Origin of the sequence: Thauera sp. WB-2 (assembly GCF_027594845.1) — a bacterium.
GTDB classification, from domain to species: Bacteria; Pseudomonadota; Gammaproteobacteria; order Burkholderiales; family Rhodocyclaceae; genus Thauera; species Thauera mechernichensis.
The window spans coordinates 1,060,672-1,079,121 of sequence record NZ_CP088935.1; the positions used below are offsets into that span (position 1 = coordinate 1,060,672).

General features: G+C 66.4%; 19 protein-coding genes and 1 other RNA gene. 11 read left to right on the forward strand and 9 right to left on the reverse strand.

The genetic code is table 11. The features are described 5' to 3' along the window. Positions 1–39: 39 nt before the first annotated feature. From LQF09_RS04895 to LQF09_RS04920, 6 genes are all read right to left on the reverse strand, one after another. Positions 40–1,371, reverse strand: coding sequence for a DUF3426 domain-containing protein (locus LQF09_RS04895; protein WP_270069341.1), 1,332 nt, complete (start codon positions 1,369–1,371; stop codon positions 40–42). After that, positions 1,368–2,270, reverse strand: a complete 903-nt coding sequence (gene prmA / locus LQF09_RS04900) for a 50S ribosomal protein L11 methyltransferase (RefSeq protein WP_002926986.1) — start codon at positions 2,268–2,270, stop codon at positions 1,368–1,370. Before prmA ends, LQF09_RS04895 begins: the two co-directional genes overlap by 4 nt. Before the next feature lie 7 nt (positions 2,271–2,277). Next, positions 2,278–3,636, reverse strand: coding sequence for an acetyl-CoA carboxylase biotin carboxylase subunit (accC, locus tag LQF09_RS04905; protein ID WP_002926983.1), 1,359 nt, complete (start codon positions 3,634–3,636; stop codon positions 2,278–2,280). Positions 3,637–3,643: 7 nt separating this feature from the next. After that, positions 3,644–4,099 (reverse strand): acetyl-CoA carboxylase biotin carboxyl carrier protein, encoded by a 456-nt coding sequence (gene accB / locus LQF09_RS04910; RefSeq protein ID WP_002926980.1) that lies wholly within the window; start codon positions 4,097–4,099, stop codon positions 3,644–3,646. 339 nt (positions 4,100–4,438) lie between these two features. Then, complete coding sequence (locus LQF09_RS04915; RefSeq protein ID WP_002936317.1) at positions 4,439–4,990, reverse strand: TlpA family protein disulfide reductase; 552 nt, start codon at positions 4,988–4,990, stop codon at positions 4,439–4,441. Further along, complete coding sequence (locus tag LQF09_RS04920; RefSeq protein ID WP_270069342.1) at positions 4,987–5,604, reverse strand: hypothetical protein; 618 nt, start codon at positions 5,602–5,604, stop codon at positions 4,987–4,989. Before LQF09_RS04920 ends, LQF09_RS04915 begins: the two co-directional genes overlap by 4 nt. A gap of 81 nt (positions 5,605–5,685) precedes the next feature. On the opposite strand from LQF09_RS04920, the gene mpl reads away from it, so the two are divergent. Next, complete coding sequence (mpl, locus tag LQF09_RS04925) at positions 5,686–7,044, forward strand: UDP-N-acetylmuramate:L-alanyl-gamma-D-glutamyl-meso-diaminopimelate ligase (RefSeq protein WP_270069343.1); 1,359 nt, start codon at positions 5,686–5,688, stop codon at positions 7,042–7,044. Between the two features lie 4 nt (positions 7,045–7,048). On the opposite strand, the gene LQF09_RS04930 is transcribed toward mpl, so the two are convergent. The 3 genes from LQF09_RS04930 to LQF09_RS04940 are packed head-to-tail and all read right to left on the reverse strand — an operon-like array spanning position 7,049 to position 8,771. Next, a complete protein-coding gene (locus LQF09_RS04930; protein WP_270069344.1) occupies positions 7,049–7,723 on the reverse strand; it encodes a BON domain-containing protein in 675 nt (224 codons plus the stop codon). Next, entirely contained in the window at positions 7,723–8,316 is a 594-nt protein-coding gene (locus LQF09_RS04935; RefSeq protein WP_002926969.1) for an SIS domain-containing protein, read from the reverse strand. Before LQF09_RS04935 ends, LQF09_RS04930 begins: the two co-directional genes overlap by 1 nt. 44 nt (positions 8,317–8,360) lie before the next feature. After that, entirely contained in the window at positions 8,361–8,771 is a 411-nt protein-coding gene (locus LQF09_RS04940; protein ID WP_002926966.1) for a YraN family protein, read from the reverse strand. On the opposite strand from LQF09_RS04940, the gene rsmI reads away from it, so the two are divergent. The 10 genes from rsmI to LQF09_RS04990 all read left to right on the forward strand — a co-directional run bounded on the left by rsmI (position 8,770) and on the right by LQF09_RS04990 (position 18,450). Beyond that, positions 8,770–9,651, forward strand: a complete 882-nt coding sequence (gene rsmI, locus LQF09_RS04945; protein WP_270069345.1) for a 16S rRNA (cytidine(1402)-2'-O)-methyltransferase — start codon at positions 8,770–8,772, stop codon at positions 9,649–9,651. The two genes, LQF09_RS04940 and rsmI, sit on opposite strands and share 2 nt — an antisense overlap. 96 nt (positions 9,652–9,747) lie before the next feature. Then, positions 9,748–10,791: a dihydroorotase gene (pyrC, locus tag LQF09_RS04950; RefSeq protein WP_002926962.1), complete on the forward strand. Its 1,044-nt coding sequence runs from the start codon at positions 9,748–9,750 to the stop codon at positions 10,789–10,791. Positions 10,792–10,793: 2 nt separating this feature from the next. Continuing rightward, positions 10,794–11,228 carry a hypothetical protein gene (locus LQF09_RS04955; protein WP_002926959.1) on the forward strand — a complete coding sequence of 145 codons (435 nt, stop codon included), beginning with the start codon at positions 10,794–10,796 and terminating at the stop codon, positions 11,226–11,228. Between the two features lie 25 nt (positions 11,229–11,253). Then, positions 11,254–11,683: RNase P RNA component class A (gene rnpB, locus LQF09_RS04960), an RNA gene on the forward strand. Positions 11,684–12,119: 436 nt separating this feature from the next. Further along, complete coding sequence (mraZ, locus tag LQF09_RS04965; protein ID WP_002926958.1) at positions 12,120–12,563, forward strand: division/cell wall cluster transcriptional repressor MraZ; 444 nt, start codon at positions 12,120–12,122, stop codon at positions 12,561–12,563. Further along, a complete protein-coding gene (gene rsmH, locus LQF09_RS04970; RefSeq protein ID WP_002926957.1) occupies positions 12,560–13,495 on the forward strand; it encodes a 16S rRNA (cytosine(1402)-N(4))-methyltransferase RsmH in 936 nt (311 codons plus the stop codon). Before mraZ ends, rsmH begins: the two co-directional genes overlap by 4 nt. After that, positions 13,492–13,758 carry a cell division protein FtsL gene (ftsL, locus tag LQF09_RS04975; protein WP_002926955.1) on the forward strand — a complete coding sequence of 89 codons (267 nt, stop codon included), beginning with the start codon at positions 13,492–13,494 and terminating at the stop codon, positions 13,756–13,758. Before rsmH ends, ftsL begins: the two co-directional genes overlap by 4 nt. After that, positions 13,755–15,524 (forward strand): peptidoglycan D,D-transpeptidase FtsI family protein, encoded by a 1,770-nt coding sequence (locus tag LQF09_RS04980; RefSeq protein WP_002926953.1) that lies wholly within the window; start codon positions 13,755–13,757, stop codon positions 15,522–15,524. The genes ftsL and LQF09_RS04980 overlap by 4 nt, the downstream gene beginning before the upstream one ends. Further along, positions 15,521–17,026, forward strand: a complete 1,506-nt coding sequence (locus LQF09_RS04985) for a UDP-N-acetylmuramoyl-L-alanyl-D-glutamate--2,6-diaminopimelate ligase (protein WP_002926952.1) — start codon at positions 15,521–15,523, stop codon at positions 17,024–17,026. Before LQF09_RS04980 ends, LQF09_RS04985 begins: the two co-directional genes overlap by 4 nt. Beyond that, the gene (locus LQF09_RS04990) at positions 17,023–18,450 is read left to right on the forward strand and encodes a UDP-N-acetylmuramoyl-tripeptide--D-alanyl-D-alanine ligase (protein WP_002926951.1); all 1,428 of its coding nucleotides are present in this window, start codon (positions 17,023–17,025) and stop codon (positions 18,448–18,450) included. Before LQF09_RS04985 ends, LQF09_RS04990 begins: the two co-directional genes overlap by 4 nt.

An 18,450-nucleotide genomic window follows, 5' to 3' on the forward strand; every position in this document is an offset into this window, starting at 1 on the left:
CCTGACGAGGGCGGCGCTGCAATGCTGCCCTTCGGCGCTTCAGGGGAAGAACGCGTAGATGCGGTAGCCGGTCGGCGCTAGCCCCGGCGCCGCGAACGGAATACGCAGGCCGACCACGTTGCGTGCTGGAAAGGCCGGCGCCACCTGTCCGGCAGGTAGCCAGTCGGAAGGGGCCAAGACCCGGCGCGAGATCGGGTTGTCGCCAGCGTCGGTCAGCGTCAGCTCGAGATGGGGCCACTGCTGAGGGTAGTCGGCGCGGTTGTTGAGCGTCGCATGCAAAAGGTAGTGGCCCGGGCGTCCGGGTTCGGACTGCAGGTCCGAAGAGTCGATCGCGATGCGGTCGGCATCGCGCGGGTAGGGGACGGTGCAGCCGGCATGGGCGCAGGCTGCACTCAGGACTGTGCGCAGGCCCGGTAGGTCGCGGGCGATTTCAACGCGGTACAGATAGGTCAGCTGTGCGCCCAGCAGGAAGAGCAGCACGGTGAAGGCGAGCGTCGCGGCCGCGCGTGCGGCCGGGTGGGGCGTGTGCCTGGGCTTGCCATACGTTGCGTCCAGGCGGCGGATGTCGTCGTCCGAATGCAGGCCTTCGTCGATCGGCAGAGCACGTTGCGCTGCAGCGTCCGCTGCGAGGCGTGGTTCCGCCCTCGCAAGGGCGCGATCCATGGCGCGCTCGAATGCTTCGTCATGCGCAAAGGGCGCAGCGGCGAGCTGATCTCCCGGCGCTGCATCGATGCCCGCTTCATGAAGCGCTTCGGTTCCGCGCCTGCCGCTGCGCAATACCCCGGGCATTGGAGTGGGTGCGGTGCGTCTTTCGTCCTGGCTGTCGTGCCCGAGGGGGCTCGCCTGGCTGGTGGTCGACACGTCCGCTGCCGGCCACACAGGAGGCAGCGGGTCGTGTCGCTGCTGTACCGGCGCGGGTGCAGTGTCGAAAGCCGGGTCGAAAACCGGATCGAAGGCGAGTGGCGCCTCTACCGGATCCGTCTTGCTGTCGGCAGGCGGTCGGGCGGGGGGCTGCGTGGGGGCATCGGGTAGGTCCGGCAAATGGAAATCGGGAATCTCGAAGTCGAGCCCGATACCTGCGGAAGGTTCTTCCGTCCGCCTGCCGCCGAGGGCGAAGAATGCCTCCCCGGTCCGCTCGGTGCCTTCTCGTGCCTGTAGGGCGCCGTCCTGGCGGGACGCGGGGGCTGCCGTCGAGTCGGTGCCGTGGGCGTGATCGTGAGTCGCGCCGGCAGGCGGTGCCTCGATTGCGTGCTCAGGCGCGTTGAAGGGGTGAAAGCAATGGCCGCAGCGGACCTCTCCACGCCTGGCGTGCAACTGCTCCGGCCGCAGCCGGAACACCGTCTGGCAGGCGGGGCAGCGCGTGAGCATCATGGCCTGGGGCGCTGTCCTTCCAGGCGTATCCAGCCATCCAGGCTGCCGCCTACGTGCAGTGTGATGAAGGGGGCCCAGGCTTCGATCACCTGCTCGGCCTGGGTCTCGAGAACGCCCGAGAGGGCGACCCGCCCGCCCGCGGCGACGCGAGCCGCGATTGCCGGGGCCAGCACGCACAATGGGTTGGTGAGGATGTTGGCGACGACGAGATCGAAGTGTTCATCGAGCGGTACCGCGGAGTGCTGCAGCCGCATGTCAACGGCATTGCGGGCGGCATTGTCCTGCGCTGCTTCCACGGCTTTGGCGTCGATGTCGACGCCGATGACGTCCCCTGCGCCGAGCTTGGCAGCAGCAATGCCGAGGATGCCGGAGCCGCAGCCGTAGTCGAGCATGCTGCAGCCTGGGGTGACCGCATCGCACAGCCACTGCAGGCACAGCCGGGTAGTCGGGTGCGAGCCGGTGCCGAAGGCCATGCCGGGATCGAGCTCGATGTTGATCGCGTTCGCGTCTGGTGCCGCATGCCAGGACGGCACGATCCACAGCCGGTCGGTGATGCGGATGGGGTCGAACTGACTCTGCGTGAGCTGCACCCAGTTCTGCTCCGCAATCTTCTCGGTCGTGAATGGCGGAACTGCACCCAGGCCGGCAGCTTGCGCGGCTTCTGCCAGCATGGCGGCGAGCGCGTCGCCGGCGGTGTCGCCATCGAACAGCGCGATCACCCGGCTGTGGTCCCACAGTCCGGTGGGCAGGTGCCCGGGTTCGCCGAATTGCGGCTTCTCCGCCTCGGTGCCGGCGTCCGCATCCTCGATCGAGACCGACAGCGCGCCGGCCTCCATCAGGGCGTCGGACAGGGCCTCTGCCTTGTCGGCGTCGGCCTGCAGGGTGACGGAGATCCACATTGCCGCCTTACTCCTTGACTTCGCTGCGGTCGGCGAGCTTGTGCTCGAGATAGTGGATGCTGGTGCCGCCCTCGATGAAGCGCGGGTCGAGCATCAGCGTCTGGTGCAGCGGGATGTTGGTCTTGATGCCCTCGACCATCATCTCGGAGAGCGCGATGCGCATGCGGCGGATCGCCTGGTCGCGTGTGTCGCCGTAAGTGATCAGTTTGCCGATCATCGAGTCATAGTGCGGCGGCACCATGTAGCCGTTGTAGACGTGCGAGTCCACGCGCACGCCCGGGCCGCCCGGCGTATGCCAGTTGGTGATGCGTCCCGGCGAGGGGGTGAACTTGAACGGGTCCTCGGCGTTGATCCGGCATTCGACGGCGTGGCCGCGGAACTCGATGTCACGCTGGCGGAACCACAGCTTCTCGCCGGCAGCGATGCGGATCTGGGCCTGCACGATGTCGATGCCGGTGATGAGCTCGGTGACCGGGTGCTCGACCTGCACGCGGGTATTCATCTCGATGAAGTAGAACTCGCCGTTCTCGAACAGGAACTCGAAGGTGCCTGCGCCGCGGTAGCCGATCTTGCGGCAGGCCTCGGCGCAGCGCTCGCCGACCTGGGCGATCAGCTTGCGGTCGATGCCGGGCGCAGGGGCCTCCTCGATCACCTTCTGGTGGCGGCGCTGCATGGAGCAGTCGCGCTCGCCCAGATAAACCGCGTTGCCGTGTTGGTCGGCCAGCACCTGGATCTCGACGTGGCGTGGGTTTTCGAGGAACTTTTCCATGTACACCACCGGGTTGCCGAAGGCCGCCTGGGCTTCGGCACGGGTGGTGGTCACCGCATTGTGCAGCGCGGCTTCGGTGTGCACGACACGCATGCCGCGCCCGCCGCCGCCGCCGGCGGCCTTGATGATGACGGGGTAGCCGATGGCGCGTGCGATCTTGACGATCTCCTTCGGGTCATCGGGCAGGGCGCCTTCCGAGCCGGGCACGCAGGGTACGCCTGCCGCTTTCATCGCGTCCTTGGCCGACACCTTGTCGCCCATCAGGCGAATGGTCTCCGGGCGTGGGCCGATGAAGACGAAGCCGGATTGCTCGACACGCTCGCCGAAGTCGGCGTTCTCGGACAGGAATCCGTAGCCGGGGTGGATGGCCTCGGCGTCGGTGACCTCGGCGGCCGAGATGATGGCCGGCACGTTGAGGTAGCTCAGCGTCGACGAGGCCGGGCCGATGCAGACGGATTCGTCGGCCAGGCGCACGTACTTGGCCTCGGTGTCGGCCTCGGAATGCACCGCGACGGTCTTGATGCCGAGCTCGCGGCAGGCGCGCAGGATGCGCAGCGCGATCTCGCCGCGGTTCGCGATCAGGATCTTCTCGAACATGGCAGGCTCAGCCGATCACGAACAGGGGCTGACCGTATTCGACCGGCTCGCCGTTGTCGACCAGGATGGCCTTGACGACGCCGCTGGCATCGGCCTCGATCTCGTTCATCAGCTTCATCGCTTCGATGATGCACAGGCGGTCGCCCTCATTCACGCTCTGGCCGACTTCGACCAGCGGCTTCGCGCCCGGTGCGCTGGCGCGGTAGAAGGTACCGACCATTGGCGACTTCACGATGTGGCCCTCGGGCAGGGCGTCAGCGGCTGCGGCCGGTGCCGCGCTGCTGGCGGCGGCGACAGGGGCTGCGGGTGCTTGCGCCGGAATCTGCGCGTAGTAGGCGGCAGGTTGGGCTGCGGCGGCATGCTTGGCGATACGGACCTTCTCTTCGCCTTCGGTGACCTCGAGTTCGGAGATGCCCGATTCCTGGACGAGGTCGATGAGTTTCTTCAGCTTGCGCAGATCCATGATGTTCTCCGTACGGGACCGCGGCACGATATTGCGCTGCACGGTTGGATGATTGATGGTTCGGTTCGGACGACGAATGGCGCCGGGCACGCAGGTGTGGCGCGAGCGCGCCGCTGATGCGGACCGCCCTGGCGAGGCTCAGAAAGATCGTCGTCGTGGGGGGCGAAGAGGCCTGTAGGGCGTGCTGCAGGCAGCAAAAGAGCCCTCTCGCCACGATCCGGATGGAAGCGTGGCGATACGTGCTTGCCGGCGGCTTGAATGCTTCATGCCGGCAAGTTTGCCGTAAATGGCTGCACGTTGTCCACCTTTTGGCTGGAATCTGCGCAGCCTGAGGCGGGCTCAGGAGGGCAGGAGTGCGCGGATTTTGCGCTCGAGTTCCTCGCGGTGCAAGACGCCGAGCTTGATGTGGCGCACTTTTCCTTCGGTGTCGAGGATGACGGTGAACGGCAGGCCGCGGGCGGCGTTGCCGAAGCCTTCGGCAAGGTCAAGCACGTGGTTGCCGGCGATCAGCAAGGGGTAGGGGACGCGGAATTCCTCATTGAACGCGCGCACCTTTGCGGCCGAGTCGATGCTGATGCCGACGAACTGCACCGGCTCGTCCGCCAGCGCCTGGCTGGCTGCTGCGAAATCGGGGATCTCCTTGCGGCAGGGTGGGCACCAGGTCGCCCAGAAGTTGGCAACGACGACCTTGCCCTGCCACTGCGCCATGGCCTGCTCCTCGCCGTTGGTGTCCGGCAAGCGCAGGGCGAGCAGGGCATCCACTGTGTCTTGGCTGACCGTGTGCATGCCCGCAGGTGCGATCTGGGATTGCTCGCGGTTGAGCAGAAAGCCGCCGGCTGCGGCGGCGATGGCGACTGTCGCGAACAGCGCGGCCTGGATCTTGCGTTTCATTCCTGGGGCGTTCCTTGTGTTGTGTGCTCGCCCGCGGCGAGTAGCGCTTCGACCTGCGCCAGGCGGGCGCGCTCCTGGCCGCGTCGGACGTTGCGCTCTGCTGACGAGGGGTAGACCGAGACCTTCACCGGTACGTCGTTCCAGTCGAAGCTCAGCACCGCCTCGGGGGCGTGTGGCGCCGGGCGGCGTGGTTCGCGGTGGTCATAGGGCAGGTCGAGATTGAGGAAGAAGATCTCCACATCCTTGGTGCTCTCCGGGAAGATCTCGATCTCGAGTTCGGAGTAGCGGCCCGCAGTGCCATCGAGTGCGCCGCCGGTAAGGTAGGGGCGAAAGTCTGCGAGCAAGCGCATGACCTCGACAGCGACGCTGCGCATCTCGTGCAGGCGCTCGGGTTGCTCCTCGTCCTGGTACAGCGCCAGCCAGGCGCGCAGCTCGGTTTCTATCTCGGCGTTGTTGGGCAGGGCATCGGCGTCGGTGGCGCCGAGTTGCTTGGCGGCCTTGCGTTTGGCGAAGCCGAAGTCGCTGATGCCGTCCTCGGCCATCATGCGGGCAGCGAGCGCGGCGATTTCGCGTCTCAGGCCGCCGCTGCGGGATACGTGGGCATGTGAGGGCATGACGGGGCTCGGGTAAGATGCGCAGTCATTGTACACGGGCCGGTTTCATACGGATGACGGCCCTTCGGAGCACATTGCCTCATGCATATCCACATTCTCGGCATCTGCGGCACCTTCATGGGCGGGGTCGCCTTGCTGGCGCGCGCGGCAGGCCATACCGTCAGCGGTTGCGACGCCAACGTCTATCCGCCGATGAGCACCCAGCTCGAAGAGCAGGGTATCGGGCTGATCGAGGGCTATGACCCCGCCCAGCTCGAGCTCGAGCCTGACGTGTTCGTGATCGGCAATGCAGTGTCGCGTGGCAATCCGCTGCTGGAGGCGATTCTCGATCGTGGCCTGCCCTATGTTTCCGGCCCCCAGTGGCTGGCCGAGCATGTGCTTGCCGGGCGTTGGGTGTTGGCGGTCGCCGGTACCCACGGCAAGACGACGACGACATCGCTGCTGACCTGGATGCTGGAGGATGCGGGGCTCAATCCCGGCTTCCTGGTCGGCGGCGTGCCGCAGAATTTCGGCGTTTCGGCGCGCCTCACCGAGGCGCCATTCTTCGTCATCGAGGCCGATGAATACGACACCGCGTTCTGCGACAAGCGCTCCAAGTTCGTTCATTACCGGCCGCGCACCGTCATCCTCAACAACCTCGAGTTCGACCATGCCGACATCTTTGCCGACCTGGCCGCGATCGAGACACAGTTCCATCATCTGGTGAGGACGATTCCCGCCAGCGGGAGGATCATCGCCAATGCCCGCGAGGACAGCCTGAGACGGGTTCTTGCGCGTGGCAACTGGTCCGAACTGGAGTGGTTCAATGACGCCGCCCAGTGGTCGGCGGCCGCGGGCGGGCGGGATGTCGAGGCGGTGTTCCGCCTGGCCGGGACGGAGCTGGGCAGGGTGGATTTGGCGCTTCCCGGTAGCCACAACCGTGAGAATGCACTTGCGGCGATCGCGGCGGCGCGTCACGTGGGCGTCACTCCGGCGCAAGCGATCGCCAGCCTGGCCGCTTTTCGCGGCATCCGGCGCCGGCTGGAGCTGCGCGGCAGCGAGCGGGGGGTGAGCGTGTATGACGACTTCGCTCATCACCCGACCGCGATCGCCCTCACCATCGATGGCCTGCGTCGGCGCGAGCCCGAGGGGCGTATCCTCGCGGTGCTCGAGCCGCGTTCCAACACCATGAAGCTCGGTGTCATGAAGGCGCAGCTGGCGGGCAGCCTGACAGCTGCCGATGCGGTGTTCTGCTACGGCCATGGCCTGGGCTGGGATACGGGCGAAGCACTCGCGCCGCTCGGCGCGCGCGCGCGCAGCTATGACGTGCTCGAGGCGCTTGTTGCCGACGTCGCGGCGATGGCGCGCGCCGGCGACCACGTGCTGGTGATGAGCAACGGCGGCTTCGGCGGTGTGCACCAGAAGCTGCTCGACGCACTCGGTAGCGTCGGCGCGCGCTGAGGCGTCAGCGCCGGGCGCCGGTCGGGTTGTCCAGGCGGCGGGCCTCATCGTCGCTGATGAACTCGAACACGCGCACCACCTTGCGCACGCCCTGGCTGGTGCGTGCCACCTCGGCGGCGGCGTCGGCCTCGGTGCGGGTGACGATGCCGAGCAGGAACACCACGTTGGCCTCTGTCACCACCTTGACGTGGTGCGCCGAGAAGCGCTTTGCATCGACAAAGCGGGCCTTGACGTTGGAGGTGATGAGCGCGTCGTTGGCGCGTGCGGTGAGCGTTGAGTTCGGGCCCACCACGACCTCGTTGATCACGCCGCGCACATGCTCCACTCCGGCCACGATGCCTTCGAGTTCGCCCAGCACGGTCGCGTTCGGCGCCTGGCCGGTGAGCAGCACGTTGCGGTTGTACGAGGTCACGTTCACATTGACCGTGTTGCCGAAGCGCTGGCGGATGCGTCCCGACACCTTCCATTCGATGCTCTCGTCCTCGACGTAGGTGCCGCTCGTACGGCGATCCGACACCATGGCGGCGCCGGCTCCGACCCCGGTGGCGACGACCGGAAAGCAGCCCTGCAGCAAAGGGAGCGTGGATGCGGCGGCAAGGCCGAGCACAAGCGTGCGACGACGGCCATCGGCGGTTGCGGAGGCCGCGGACGGGGCGAGTGCTTGGGGGGGCGTCTTCATCAGTCTTCCACTCCTAGTAATAGACAGTCGATGCCGTCGCACAGGCAATGCAGGGTGAGCAGGTGAAGTTCCTGAATGCGGGCCCTGCGATCGGCAGGCGGGGAAATGTGGATGTCGGCGGGGCCGAGGCACTCGGCGATCCGCCCCGGCTTTCCGGAGGTGAGAGCGATCACGTGCATGTCGCGCTCGTGGGCGGCGTGGATCGCCTGCTCGATGCGCGCCGAGTCGGCACCCGTCGACAAGGTGATCAGTATGTCCCCAGGGTGGCCGAAGGCGTGGATCTGGCGTGCGAACATCGATGCCGCGTCGGGTTCGCCTGTGAGCGGCGCCAGCGTCGAGGTGTCGGCACTCAGCGCAAGGGCTGCAAGCGACGGTCGCTCGAGCTCGAAACCGTTGACCAGTTGTGCTGCAAAGCGGCGTGCATCTCCGGCGCAGCCGCTCCCCCCGCACACCAGAACCTTGCCGTTGTCGAGCAGACTGGCGGTGATGAGTTCTACCGCGCCTGCGATCGGTGCGGCGAGGAGTTCGAGCGCCTCCAGTGTGGTGCGCATGTTGTCCTCGAACTGCGCTGAGATGCGATCGATCAGATTCATGCTGCCAGTGTCGTCTGAAGGGCGTTAGAGTCTAGCACGGCCCCTCATGTCGCATTGAAGGCACCGGGTAACCAAGTGATGCGATCGACGGACAGGTCGTCGAGAAGCACGGCGTCGAAACGGCAAGGGGCGTTCTGGAAGCGCCGTCCGGCGCCGTTGAGCCACCACTGGGCGGCGATCAGCACGCGGCGCTGCTTGGTAGGTGTGATGCTTTCCGCGGCGCCGCCAAAGCGTCCATTGGTGCGCAGGCGCACCTCGACGAACACGACATGGTTGCGATCGAGGCAGACGAGGTCCAGCTCGCCGCCTCGGCAGCGCACGTTGCGCGCCAGGGTGCGCAGCCCGTGCGCCTCGAGGTAGGTGCATGCGAGTGCCTCGGCGGCCGCGCCGCGCGCTTGCGCCGGTGTCCGGCGCCCGTCGATACTGTGCGCCTGCGCGCTCCGGTTCTTCTCCATGACAGCTTCCTTCCGCCTCCCCGATCATCCGCTTTCAAGTACGCCGTCATTGTATGTGGTGGCTACGCCGCTCGGTAATCTGCATGACATTACGCTGCGTGCGCTCGCCGTGCTGGGCGCGGTGGATGTGGTGGCTGCTGAGGACACGCGCCACAGCCAGCGCTTGCTCGATGCCTTCGGCTTGCGCTGCCGCATGCTGGCGGTGCATCAGCACAATGAACAGGCTGCGGCCGGACAACTCATCGAACTCATCGCCGATGGCAAGCAGGTCGCGCTCATCACCGACGCCGGCACGCCGGCCGTGTCCGATCCCGGGGCGCGCCTGGTGGCGCGGGTGCGCGCCGCCGGCTACCCGGTCGTCCCACTGCCTGGGCCGTGCGCCGCAGTTGCGGCGTTGTCGGTGTCGGGCTTTGGCGAATCCGGCTTCCGTTTCGTCGGTTTCCTGCCGGCCAGACCGGGTGCGCGACAGGCGGCACTGCAGGCGCTGGTGGACGCGGGCGAAGCCCTCGTTTTCTACGAGGCGCCGCACCGCATTGCGGAGAGCCTGGCCGACATGGAAGCGGTGTTCGGCGCGCAGCGCGAGGTGCTCATTGCGCGCGAGATGACCAAGCTGCACGAACAGATCGTGCGCATGTCGCTTGCCGATACTGCTGCGTGGCTTGCCGCCGACAGTAATCGCTTGCGCGGCGAGTTCGTGCTCGTGGTCGCCGGTGCGCCGGCGCGCGACGGCCTGGGTGGCGAGATCGAGCGTGTGCTGGCACTGCTGCTCGATGAGGTCCCGCTCAAGACTGCCGCACGCCTGGCCGCGGAGATCACCGGTGCGCCGCGCAAGGCCTTGTATGCGCGTGCGCTGGAGCTGCGCGGGCGTGATGCGCAGTAGACGCCGGTGCGCCTGCCTTCAGATCCTCGCGGCTGGCGCCGCGCCAGTGACCGGCGTAAGCGCCTATAATCCGGCGGCTGTCATGAGGACTACTCCATGCAATCGATAACCCTCGTCCGTCCGGACGACTGGCACCTTCACGTTCGCGACGGCGATGCGCTTTCCGCGGTCGTCCCGCATACCGCTGCGCGCTTCGGCCGTGCGCTGATCATGCCCAACCTCAAGCCGCCGGTAACGACCACCGCACAGGCGCTCGCCTATCGCGAGCGCATTGTTGCCGCCGCGCCGGGTACCGGATTCGAGCCGCTGATGAGCTTGTATCTGACCGACAACCTGTCGCCCGACGAGATTGATCGGGCCCAGGCAAGCGGTCGGGTGGTGGCCTGCAAGCTCTATCCGGCAGGGGCAACCACGAATTCCGACGCTGGCGTCACCGCCATCGACAAGGTCTACCCGGTGCTCGAGCGCATGGAAGCGCTCGGCATGATCCTGTGTGTGCACGGAGAGGCCACCGGGCATGAGGTTGACGTCTTCGATCGCGAGCGCGTGTTCATCGAGCGCACGCTGTCGCCGCTGGTGCGCAGGTTCCCCGCGCTCAAGGTGGTGTTCGAGCACATCACCACGGCCGAGGCCGCGCAGTTCGTGCGTGCGGCCGGCGTCAACGTGGCTGCCACGGTGACGGCCCATCACCTGCTGCTCAATCGCAATGCGATTTTCGCGGGTGGCATCCGTCCGCATCATTACTGTCTGCCGGTGCTCAAGCGTGAGTCGCATCGTGAGGCGCTGGTGGCGGCGGTGACCTCGGGCAATCCGCGCTTCTTCCTAGGCACCGATTCGGCGCCGCATGCGCTGAGTGCCAAGGAGAATGCCTGCGGCTGTGCCGGTTGCTACACGGCTCATGCGGGGATCGAGTTGTATGCCGAGGTGTTCGATGCTGCTGGCGCGCTCGACAAGCTGGAGGCCTTCGCCAGCCTCAATGGCCCTGCCTTCTATGGCTTGCGACCCAACCCCGACACCATCACCCTGGTGCGTGAAGCATGGACGGTTCCGGTGAATTACCCCTATCTTGGCAGCGATCCGCTCGTCCCCCTGCGTGCAGGTGAGCAGGTTGGCTGGAAGCTCGTTACGGAGGACGCCTGAGCATGGCTGCGGTATCGTGTGGCTTGAAGCGCATGCTGGCAGTGGCAGCTTTGCCACTGGCGCTTGCCGGTTGTGAGAACACTGCGACCGCGTTCATGATTGACGGCAGTCAGCATGCCCTCGTCCTGGTGCGCGAGCAGAAGTTTCCCTGGCATGACGAACTCAGGCAGGCGGTGGTGGTTTCGCGCCTGCCCGCGTGCCAGAAGCGGGTGCGCATCCATCCCAGCAGTACCACCCTGGTCGAAATGCAGGTCTATGAAGCGGGCGACGCACTTTGGGCGCTGCAGCAGGGTGGGCGCTGGTATCTCGCCAGTACCGAGCAGTGCGTGGTGCAGGACTGGGACAATCCGGGCGGTCAGCCGCCCGGTGAGCTCCTTGGCACCTTTGTCCTGAAGGATGGCAAGCCGGCGTTCGTGCGCGCGTCCGGCGCGAATTGAGCCGAGCGCGTATAATCCGGCACAGGAAGTTCGCCAGGCAGTCGCTGCGCACCTCGTCGTGCGTGGAGGAAAGTCCGGGCCCCGCAGAGCAGGATGCCGGCTAACGGCCGGGCGCCGTGAGGCGACGGAAAGTGCAACAGAGAGCAGACCGCCGATGGCTCGCGCAAGCGTGATCAGGTAAGGGTGAAACGGTGTCGTGGCGTGCGCAAGCACGACGCGGGCGGGTGCGAAAGCGCCGGCGGGTAAGAGCCCACCGCAGGACTGGTAACAGGACTGGCACGGCAAACCCCATCCGGGGCAAGGCCAAATAGGGGAGCATTGGCGTGGCTCGCGTCGCTCCCGGGTAGGCTGCTAGAGGGTCGCGGTAACGCGGCTCCCAGAGGAATGACTGCCCGATGGCGGTGGCTTAGGCCGCTGCCGTTCGACAGAACCCGGCTTATCGGCGAACTTCCCCCCCCCCATTTTGCTGTTGGTGCGTCACCGCTCGGCGGACGCGCCAAGGCAAGCTTGCAGATTCCCCTCATGCTGCGCGCGCGTTTCCCACTTTGGGTCGCCGCCTTGCGGTCTGTGCGGCAATCCGCAGTTCTTGGTTCCCAGATTTCCTCCCTGCGGCCCCGATGCCGGGTCGTGGTGTGCCTGCATCCCCACTTTTTCCCACATCGCCCGCGTTTCTCGTCCAGTTCGTGTTCAACCTGAGCTGAAATGCATTGCGGCCTTGATTTTTCAGGATTTATCGACGATTGGTGTGCATTCGATAAGTCATTGTGTAACAACGGTATTCGCGCGAACCGTCCTTGACCGGGTATGGCCTTTCCACTAAAGTGGGATCAAGTGGAAAAAAGTGGGGAAAAGTGTCATTCCGATGCTTTTCCGGTGCCGTCAGGGGGGACGATGTTCCAGGGAGCCGCAGCGCTCAATCTCGATGCCAAGGGTCGCCTCGCGATTCCCTCGCGGCATCGTGACGCCCTGGCCGTCCAGGACGGGCAGGTCGTGCTGACTGCGCACCCCCATGGCTGCCTGCTCGTCTATCCCGTGCCCGCCTGGGTGCCGATTCGCGATCAGGTGCTCGCCCAGCCCAGCCTCGATCCGAAGGCTGCGATGCTCAAGCGGCTCTTGGTCGGTTTCGCCCAGGAGGAAGCGCTCGACAGCGCAGGTCGCGTGCTGGTTGCCGCTTCGCTGCGCAAGTTCGCCAAGCTCGACAAGCAGGTCTGGCTGGTTGGCCAGGGGTCGCATTTCGAGCTCTGGTCCGACGAAGGCTGGGAGCGTCAGCAGCAGGCCATGTTCGAGATGGCGACCGCAGATCTGCCTGCCGGCTTCGAGAGCCTCGCACTGTGAACGCCGCCGCCCATGTAAGCGTCCTGCTCGACGAGGCAGTCGACGCGCTCGCGATCCGTGCAGATGGCGTCTATGTCGACGGCACCTTCGGTCGTGGCGGACACAGTCGGGCGATACTCGCGCGCCTTGGCGAGCGCGGGCGTCTGATCGCCTTCGATCGCGACCCTGCGGCGATCGAAGCAGGTCGTGCCCTTAAGGATCCGCGTCTGACGCTCGTGCACTCCGCCTTCAGTGCGCTCGATGAGCAGCTTGCAGAGCTGGGCGTCGAGACGGTTGATGGCGTCCTGCTCGACATCGGGGTGTCCTCGCCCCAGCTCGACGACGCATCGCGCGGTATGAGTTTTCGTTTCGATGCGCCGCTCGACATGCGCATGGATACCAGCCACGGCCAGACCGTGGCGGAATGGCTGGCGGATGCCTCCGTCGGCGAGATCACGGAGGTCATCAGGGAATATGGAGAAGAACGGTTTGCTCATGCGATTGCAAAGGCGATTGCAACTGCTCGGGCAGGGGGGGCTGTCGCAACCACTGGACAACTTGCCGCGCTCGTGGAAAAAGCGGTCCGTACGCGCGAGCCGGGGCAGCACCCTGCGACACGCACCTTCCAGGCTCTTCGGATTTTCATCAATCAGGAGCTCGAGGAGCTGAGTCGCGTGCTGCCGGCCTGCGTGGCGCGGCTGGCGCCGGCCGGCAGGCTGGTGGTGATCAGCTTTCATTCGCTCGAGGACCGCATCGTCAAGCGCTTCATGCGTGACGAATCGCGTCCGCCTGTGCTGCCGCGCCGCTTGCCGCTGCGTGCGGCCGACCTGCCGCCGCCGCGCTTGCTGTTGGTGGGCAAGGCTGTACGGCCAGGCGAGGCCGAGCTTGCGGTCAATCCGCGTGCGCGCAGTGCGGTGATGCGCGTGGCCGAACGCGCGCGGGAGGTCGCATGATCCGCGCCGACGCCGTTCTGGTTGCCCTGGTGGTTGCGAGTGCGCTTGGCGTGGTGGCTGCCCAGCACCAGGCACGCAAGCTTCACACCCAGTACGAGCGTGAGCAGGCGCGGGCTCAGGCGCTTGCGGTGGAGTGGGGGCAGTTGCAACTCGAGCAGAGTACTTGGGCAACACATGGCCGGATCGAGCGCATGGCTCGCGAACGGCTTGGCATGCGCCATCCGGCGCCGGGTCAGATGCTGGTGGTGGAGCCGAAATCATGAAGAATCCTCGCCCCGTGACCTTCAATCACAATCCCTTGCTCAAGCGCGACCTGCCTGCATGGCGGCCACGCGTGGTCATGTTGGCGTTGATGGGCTGCTCGCTGGCGCTGGCGGGGCGCGCGCTCTATCTGCAGGGTATCAACAACGACTTCCTGCAGGCCAAGGGCGAGTCGCGCTATGCGCGTACGCTCGAGGTGCCGGCCACTCGCGGTCGTATCACCGACCGCCATGGCGACATCCTCGCGATCAGTACGCCGGTGCGATCGGTCTGGGCGCTGCCGTCCGACGCTCAGCTGGAGCCGGCGCAGGCGCGTGAGCTTGCTCGCCTGCTCGAGATGGATGCCAACGAGCTCAATCGCCGTCTCGCGGCCAGTCGCGACTTTGTCTATCTCAAGCGCCAGTTGCCGCCCGAGGTGGCCAAGCAGGTTGCCGAGTTGCGCCTGCCGGGCATCCATCAGCAGCAGGAGTATCGCCGTTACTACCCGGGCGGCGAGGTGATGTCCCACATCCTCGGTTTCACTAATATCGAGGACAAGGGCCAGGAGGGCATTGAGCTCGCCTTCGAGAAGCAGCTTGCCGGCATGTCCGGGGCGAGGCGCGTGATCAAGGACCGCCGCGGCCAGATCGTCGAGGATGTCGAGGCCATCCGCCCGCCGCGCGACGGTGCGGACGTCGCCTTGTCCATCGACGGCAAGATCCAGTATCACGCCTGGGCTGCACTGCGCGACACGATGCACGAGCACAAGGCGCTCGCTGGCGCTGTCGTCGTTCTGGATGCGCGTACCGGCGAGGTGCTGGCGCTTGCCAATGCGCCGACCTTCAACCCCAACAACCGCGCCAATCTGAGTGGCGCGCAACTGCGCAATCGTGTGTTTACCGACACCTTCGAGCCTGGTTCGGTGATGAAGCCTTTCATCGCTGCGCTGGCGATCGAGCGCGGGAAGGCGAAGGCCGATACCCTTATCGATACCGGCAATGGGCGTATGACCATTGGCACTGCGACCATCTCCGATGTCAAGCGCCGTGGTGTCATGACCGTCTCCGAAGTCATCCAGAAGTCCTCGAACATCGGCACGGTCAAGCTGGCGCAGCAGTTCAGCGCCGACGAGATGTGGCATCTGTTTGATCAGCTCGGCTTCGGTACGGCGCTCAACCTCGGCTTTCCAGGGGAGGCTTCCGGCCGCCTGCGGCCTGCCAAGAGCTGGCGCCCGATCGAGCAGGCCACCATGTCCTATGGTCACGGCATCTCGGTAAGCTTGATCCAGATGGCCCGTGCCTATCTTGTCTTCGCCCGCGACGGCGAACTCGTACCCCTGTCGCTCACGCGCGTCGATGGTCAGCCCAGCTCGGGGCGTCGCGTGTTCTCCGCAAGTACGGCGCGTGAGATGCGAACCATGCTCGAGCATGCTGCGGGCCCGGGTGGCACTGCACCGCGTGCCCAGGTTGCGGGCTACACCGTGGCCGGCAAGACCGGGACTGCCCACAAGCTCGAGAACGGACGCTACGCGAAGAAGTACATCTCGTCCTTCGTGGGTTTTGCGCCCGCTTCCAATCCGCGCGTCGTGGTTGCCGTGATGGTCGATGAGCCGACGGCCGGCCAGTATTTTGGCGGTGCAGTAGCCGCACCGCTGTTCTCGCGCGTCACCGAGGGGGCGCTGCGCACCCTCGGCGTGGCGCCCGACATTCCATTGACACCGCTGCAGCTTGCCCGGCGTGGTGCCGAGGAGGCGGCAACGCGTGGTGCAGATCCGCGGGAGAACATGTGAGCGCAGACAAGGCTCTCGCTGTGCTCGAACGCCTGCGCGCGCTTGGCGTCGAGGCTCGGGACATCAGCGCCGATTCGCGCAAGGCCGGACCGGGGTGCGTGTTTGCCGCCTGGCCCGGCGTGCGCACAGACGGTCGTCGTTATCTCGGCGATGCTGTTGCGCATGGGGCTTCGGCACTGCTCTGGGAGTCGGCGGACGGCTTCCGGCCGGGCGACCTGACTGTGCCTGGGCTGGCTGTCGAGGGCTTGCGCGAGATGGCGGGCCACCTTGCGCACGAGATCCACGGTCGGCCGTCGGAGCGTTTGTGGTTGTGCGGAGTGACCGGCACCAATGGCAAGACGACGGTAACCCAGATGCTTGCCCGCGCCTTCGAAGAGCTCGGCAGTCGTTGCGGCATCGTCGGCACCCTGGGCTGCGGCTTTCCCGGTGAGCTCGAGGAAGGGCTCAACACCACGCCCGATGCGCTCGAACTGCAGCGCTGGTTCGCCCGCTTCGCCGCCGCTGGTGCGGCCGAGACGGCCATGGAAGTGTCGTCGATCGGCCTCGACCAGGGGCGCGTCAATGGCGCCCGCTTCGATGTCGCAATCTTCACCAATCTCAGCCGCGACCATCTCGACTACCACGGCAGCATGGAGGCCTACGGCGAAGCCAAATCCCGCCTGTTCTCAAGGCCGGAGCTTCGCACCGCCATCGTCAACATCGACGACAGCTTCGGACTTGCGCTCGCGCGCCGCCTGGTCGCCGAGGGCAGGGATGTGATTGCGTGCACGCTCTATCCGGCGAACACGGAGGCGGTGCCAGGCGTGCGCGTCCTGCTTGCCGATCGTCTGCAGGCGGCGCCGGCGGGGTTGCGCTTCAACCTCGCCTGGGAAGGGCGCAGCGCCGACGTCAATGTGCGCATGGTCGCCCCGTTCAACGTCTCGAACCTGGTTGCCGTGGCTGCGGCCTTGCTCGCCCGGGGGATCGATTTCGAGGCGCTGCCCCCCGTCCTGTCACGGCTGACGCCGCCGTCCGGGCGCATGCAGCTGGTGGGCGGTGTGTGCGAGCCGCTTGTGGTCATCGACTACGCTCACTCTCCCGATGCCCTCGCCAAGGTGCTCGAGGCCTTGCGCACCACGGTGCACACCCGCAAGGGGCGTCTGGTGTGCGTGTTCGGTTGCGGTGGTGACCGCGATCCGGGCAAGCGGCCGATGATGGGCGAGGTGGCCCGCGCTCTTGCCGACCGGGTCGTCGTTACCAGTGACAATCCGCGCTCCGAGGATCCGGTACGCATCATGGATGCTGTTGCCGAGGGGGCCGGGCCGGGCGCCGAGCGCATCGTGGATCGCGCGCAGGCGATCGCGCGTGCGATCGCCGAGGCTGGAGTTGACGACGTTGTCCTCATCGCTGGCAAGGGCCACGAGCCCTACCAGGAGGTGCTCGGTGAGCGTATTCCATTCTCGGATCTTGAACAGGCGCGCCTGGCCCTGCAGGGGTGGCATGCGCGCGGAGTTGCTCGATGATGACCCTGCATGATGCGCTGCGCGCGCTTTCCGTACATGGTGCCCGTGTCGTTGGCGCGGCCCGTTTCGAACGTGTCGGCACCGATAGTCGCGCCGTCGTTCCAGGCCAGCTTTTTGTCGCGTTGCGCGGTGAGCACTTCGATGGCCACGATTTCGTGACTTTGGCGGGGGCTGCCGGTGCAGTTGCTGCGATGGTCGATGCCCGCTGGGCCGCGGCGCACGAGGCGGCGGGCTCGGCTGGGGAGACCTTGCCGCTGATCGTCGTGGACGACACGCGGTACGCGCTGGGTACGCTGGCAGCCGCCTGGCGTGCGCGCTTTGCGCTGCCTCTCATCGGCGTCACCGGCAGCAACGGCAAGACCACGGTGAAGGAGATGTGTGCCGCAATCCTGCGCGCCCAGGCGCAGCGGGAGGGATTCGGCGAGGAGGTGGTGCTCGCCAACCGCGGCAACCTGAACAATGACATCGGTTTGCCGCTGACGCTGCTCGAGCTGCGCGACTACCACCGTGCAGCCGTGGTCGAGATGGGCATGAACAAGCCCGGCGAGATTGCCTACCTGAGCGGCCTCGCGCTGCCCACGGTGGCCATTGTCAACAACGCCCAGCGTGCGCATCTGGAGGGCATGGGCTCGGTCGACGAGGTGGCACGCGAGAAGGGTTGCATCTACCAAGGACTGGGGGCCGCCGGTACCGCGATCATCAATGCCGACGACGCGCATGCCGATTATTGGCGCGGTCTCAATGCCGATCGTGCGATTGTGACATTCGGTGTCGACCAGGCGGCCGACGTGCGCGGCCGGTGTACCCTGCGCGGCCTCGGCTCGCGGCTCGAGCTCGACACCCCGCAGGGGCAGGTCGAGTTCGCCCTGCAGGTGCCGGGTCTGCACAACGCACGCAACGCCGTATGCGCGGCGGCTGCCTGCCTCGCTGCGGGTGTGGCGCTCGAGGCGGTGGTCGAGGGGCTGGGTGGGTTCTCCGGCACCAAGGGGCGCCTGCAGCGTCGCCCGGGGCCGAAGGGGGCGCTGATCCTCGACGACTCCTACAACGCCAATCCCGATTCGGTGCGGGCGGGGATCGACGTGCTCGCCGCGACCCCCGGCCACACCTGGCTGGTACTCGGCGACATGGGCGAGGTGGGCGACAGCAGCGCACAGGTTCATGACGAGATCGGTGGCTACGCGAAGAGCAAGGGTATCGATGGCCTGTTCGCGCTCGGCGACATGAGCGCCGTGGCGGTGCGCAACTTCGGCGATGGCGGCCATCACTTCGGCTCGCCCGAAGCGCTCGTGAGAGCGCTCGTGGCGCGGCTGGATGCGGACTCGGTGGTGCTGGTGAAAGGCTCGCGGTTCATGCGTATGGAAAGGGTGGCGGACGCGCTTGCCGCAATGCACAATTCCGCCCCTTCAAAGGAAACCGGCTCCTGA

Coding starts and splice junctions, on each gene's coding strand:
- LQF09_RS04895 (WP_270069341.1), bottom strand. CDS start 1,371: ATGATGCTCACGCGCTGCCCCGCCTGCCAGACGGTGTTCCGGCTGCGG.
- prmA (WP_002926986.1), bottom strand. CDS start 2,270: ATGTGGATCTCCGTCACCCTGCAGGCCGACGCCGACAAGGCAGAGGCC.
- accC (WP_002926983.1), bottom strand. CDS start 3,636: ATGTTCGAGAAGATCCTGATCGCGAACCGCGGCGAGATCGCGCTGCGC.
- accB (WP_002926980.1), bottom strand. CDS start 4,099: ATGGATCTGCGCAAGCTGAAGAAACTCATCGACCTCGTCCAGGAATCG.
- LQF09_RS04915 (WP_002936317.1), bottom strand. CDS start 4,990: ATGAAACGCAAGATCCAGGCCGCGCTGTTCGCGACAGTCGCCATCGCC.
- LQF09_RS04920 (WP_270069342.1), bottom strand. CDS start 5,604: ATGCCCTCACATGCCCACGTATCCCGCAGCGGCGGCCTGAGACGCGAA.
- mpl (WP_270069343.1), top strand. CDS start 5,686: ATGCATATCCACATTCTCGGCATCTGCGGCACCTTCATGGGCGGGGTC.
- LQF09_RS04930 (WP_270069344.1), bottom strand. CDS start 7,723: ATGAAGACGCCCCCCCAAGCACTCGCCCCGTCCGCGGCCTCCGCAACC.
- LQF09_RS04935 (WP_002926969.1), bottom strand. CDS start 8,316: ATGAATCTGATCGATCGCATCTCAGCGCAGTTCGAGGACAACATGCGC.
- rsmI (WP_270069345.1), top strand. CDS start 8,770: ATGACAGCTTCCTTCCGCCTCCCCGATCATCCGCTTTCAAGTACGCCG.
- LQF09_RS04940 (WP_002926966.1), bottom strand. CDS start 8,771: ATGGAGAAGAACCGGAGCGCGCAGGCGCACAGTATCGACGGGCGCCGG.
- pyrC (WP_002926962.1), top strand. CDS start 9,748: ATGCAATCGATAACCCTCGTCCGTCCGGACGACTGGCACCTTCACGTT.
- LQF09_RS04955 (WP_002926959.1), top strand. CDS start 10,794: ATGGCTGCGGTATCGTGTGGCTTGAAGCGCATGCTGGCAGTGGCAGCT.
- mraZ (WP_002926958.1), top strand. CDS start 12,120: ATGTTCCAGGGAGCCGCAGCGCTCAATCTCGATGCCAAGGGTCGCCTC.
- ftsL (WP_002926955.1), top strand. CDS start 13,492: ATGATCCGCGCCGACGCCGTTCTGGTTGCCCTGGTGGTTGCGAGTGCG.
- LQF09_RS04980 (WP_002926953.1), top strand. CDS start 13,755: ATGAAGAATCCTCGCCCCGTGACCTTCAATCACAATCCCTTGCTCAAG.
- LQF09_RS04990 (WP_002926951.1), top strand. CDS start 17,023: ATGATGACCCTGCATGATGCGCTGCGCGCGCTTTCCGTACATGGTGCC.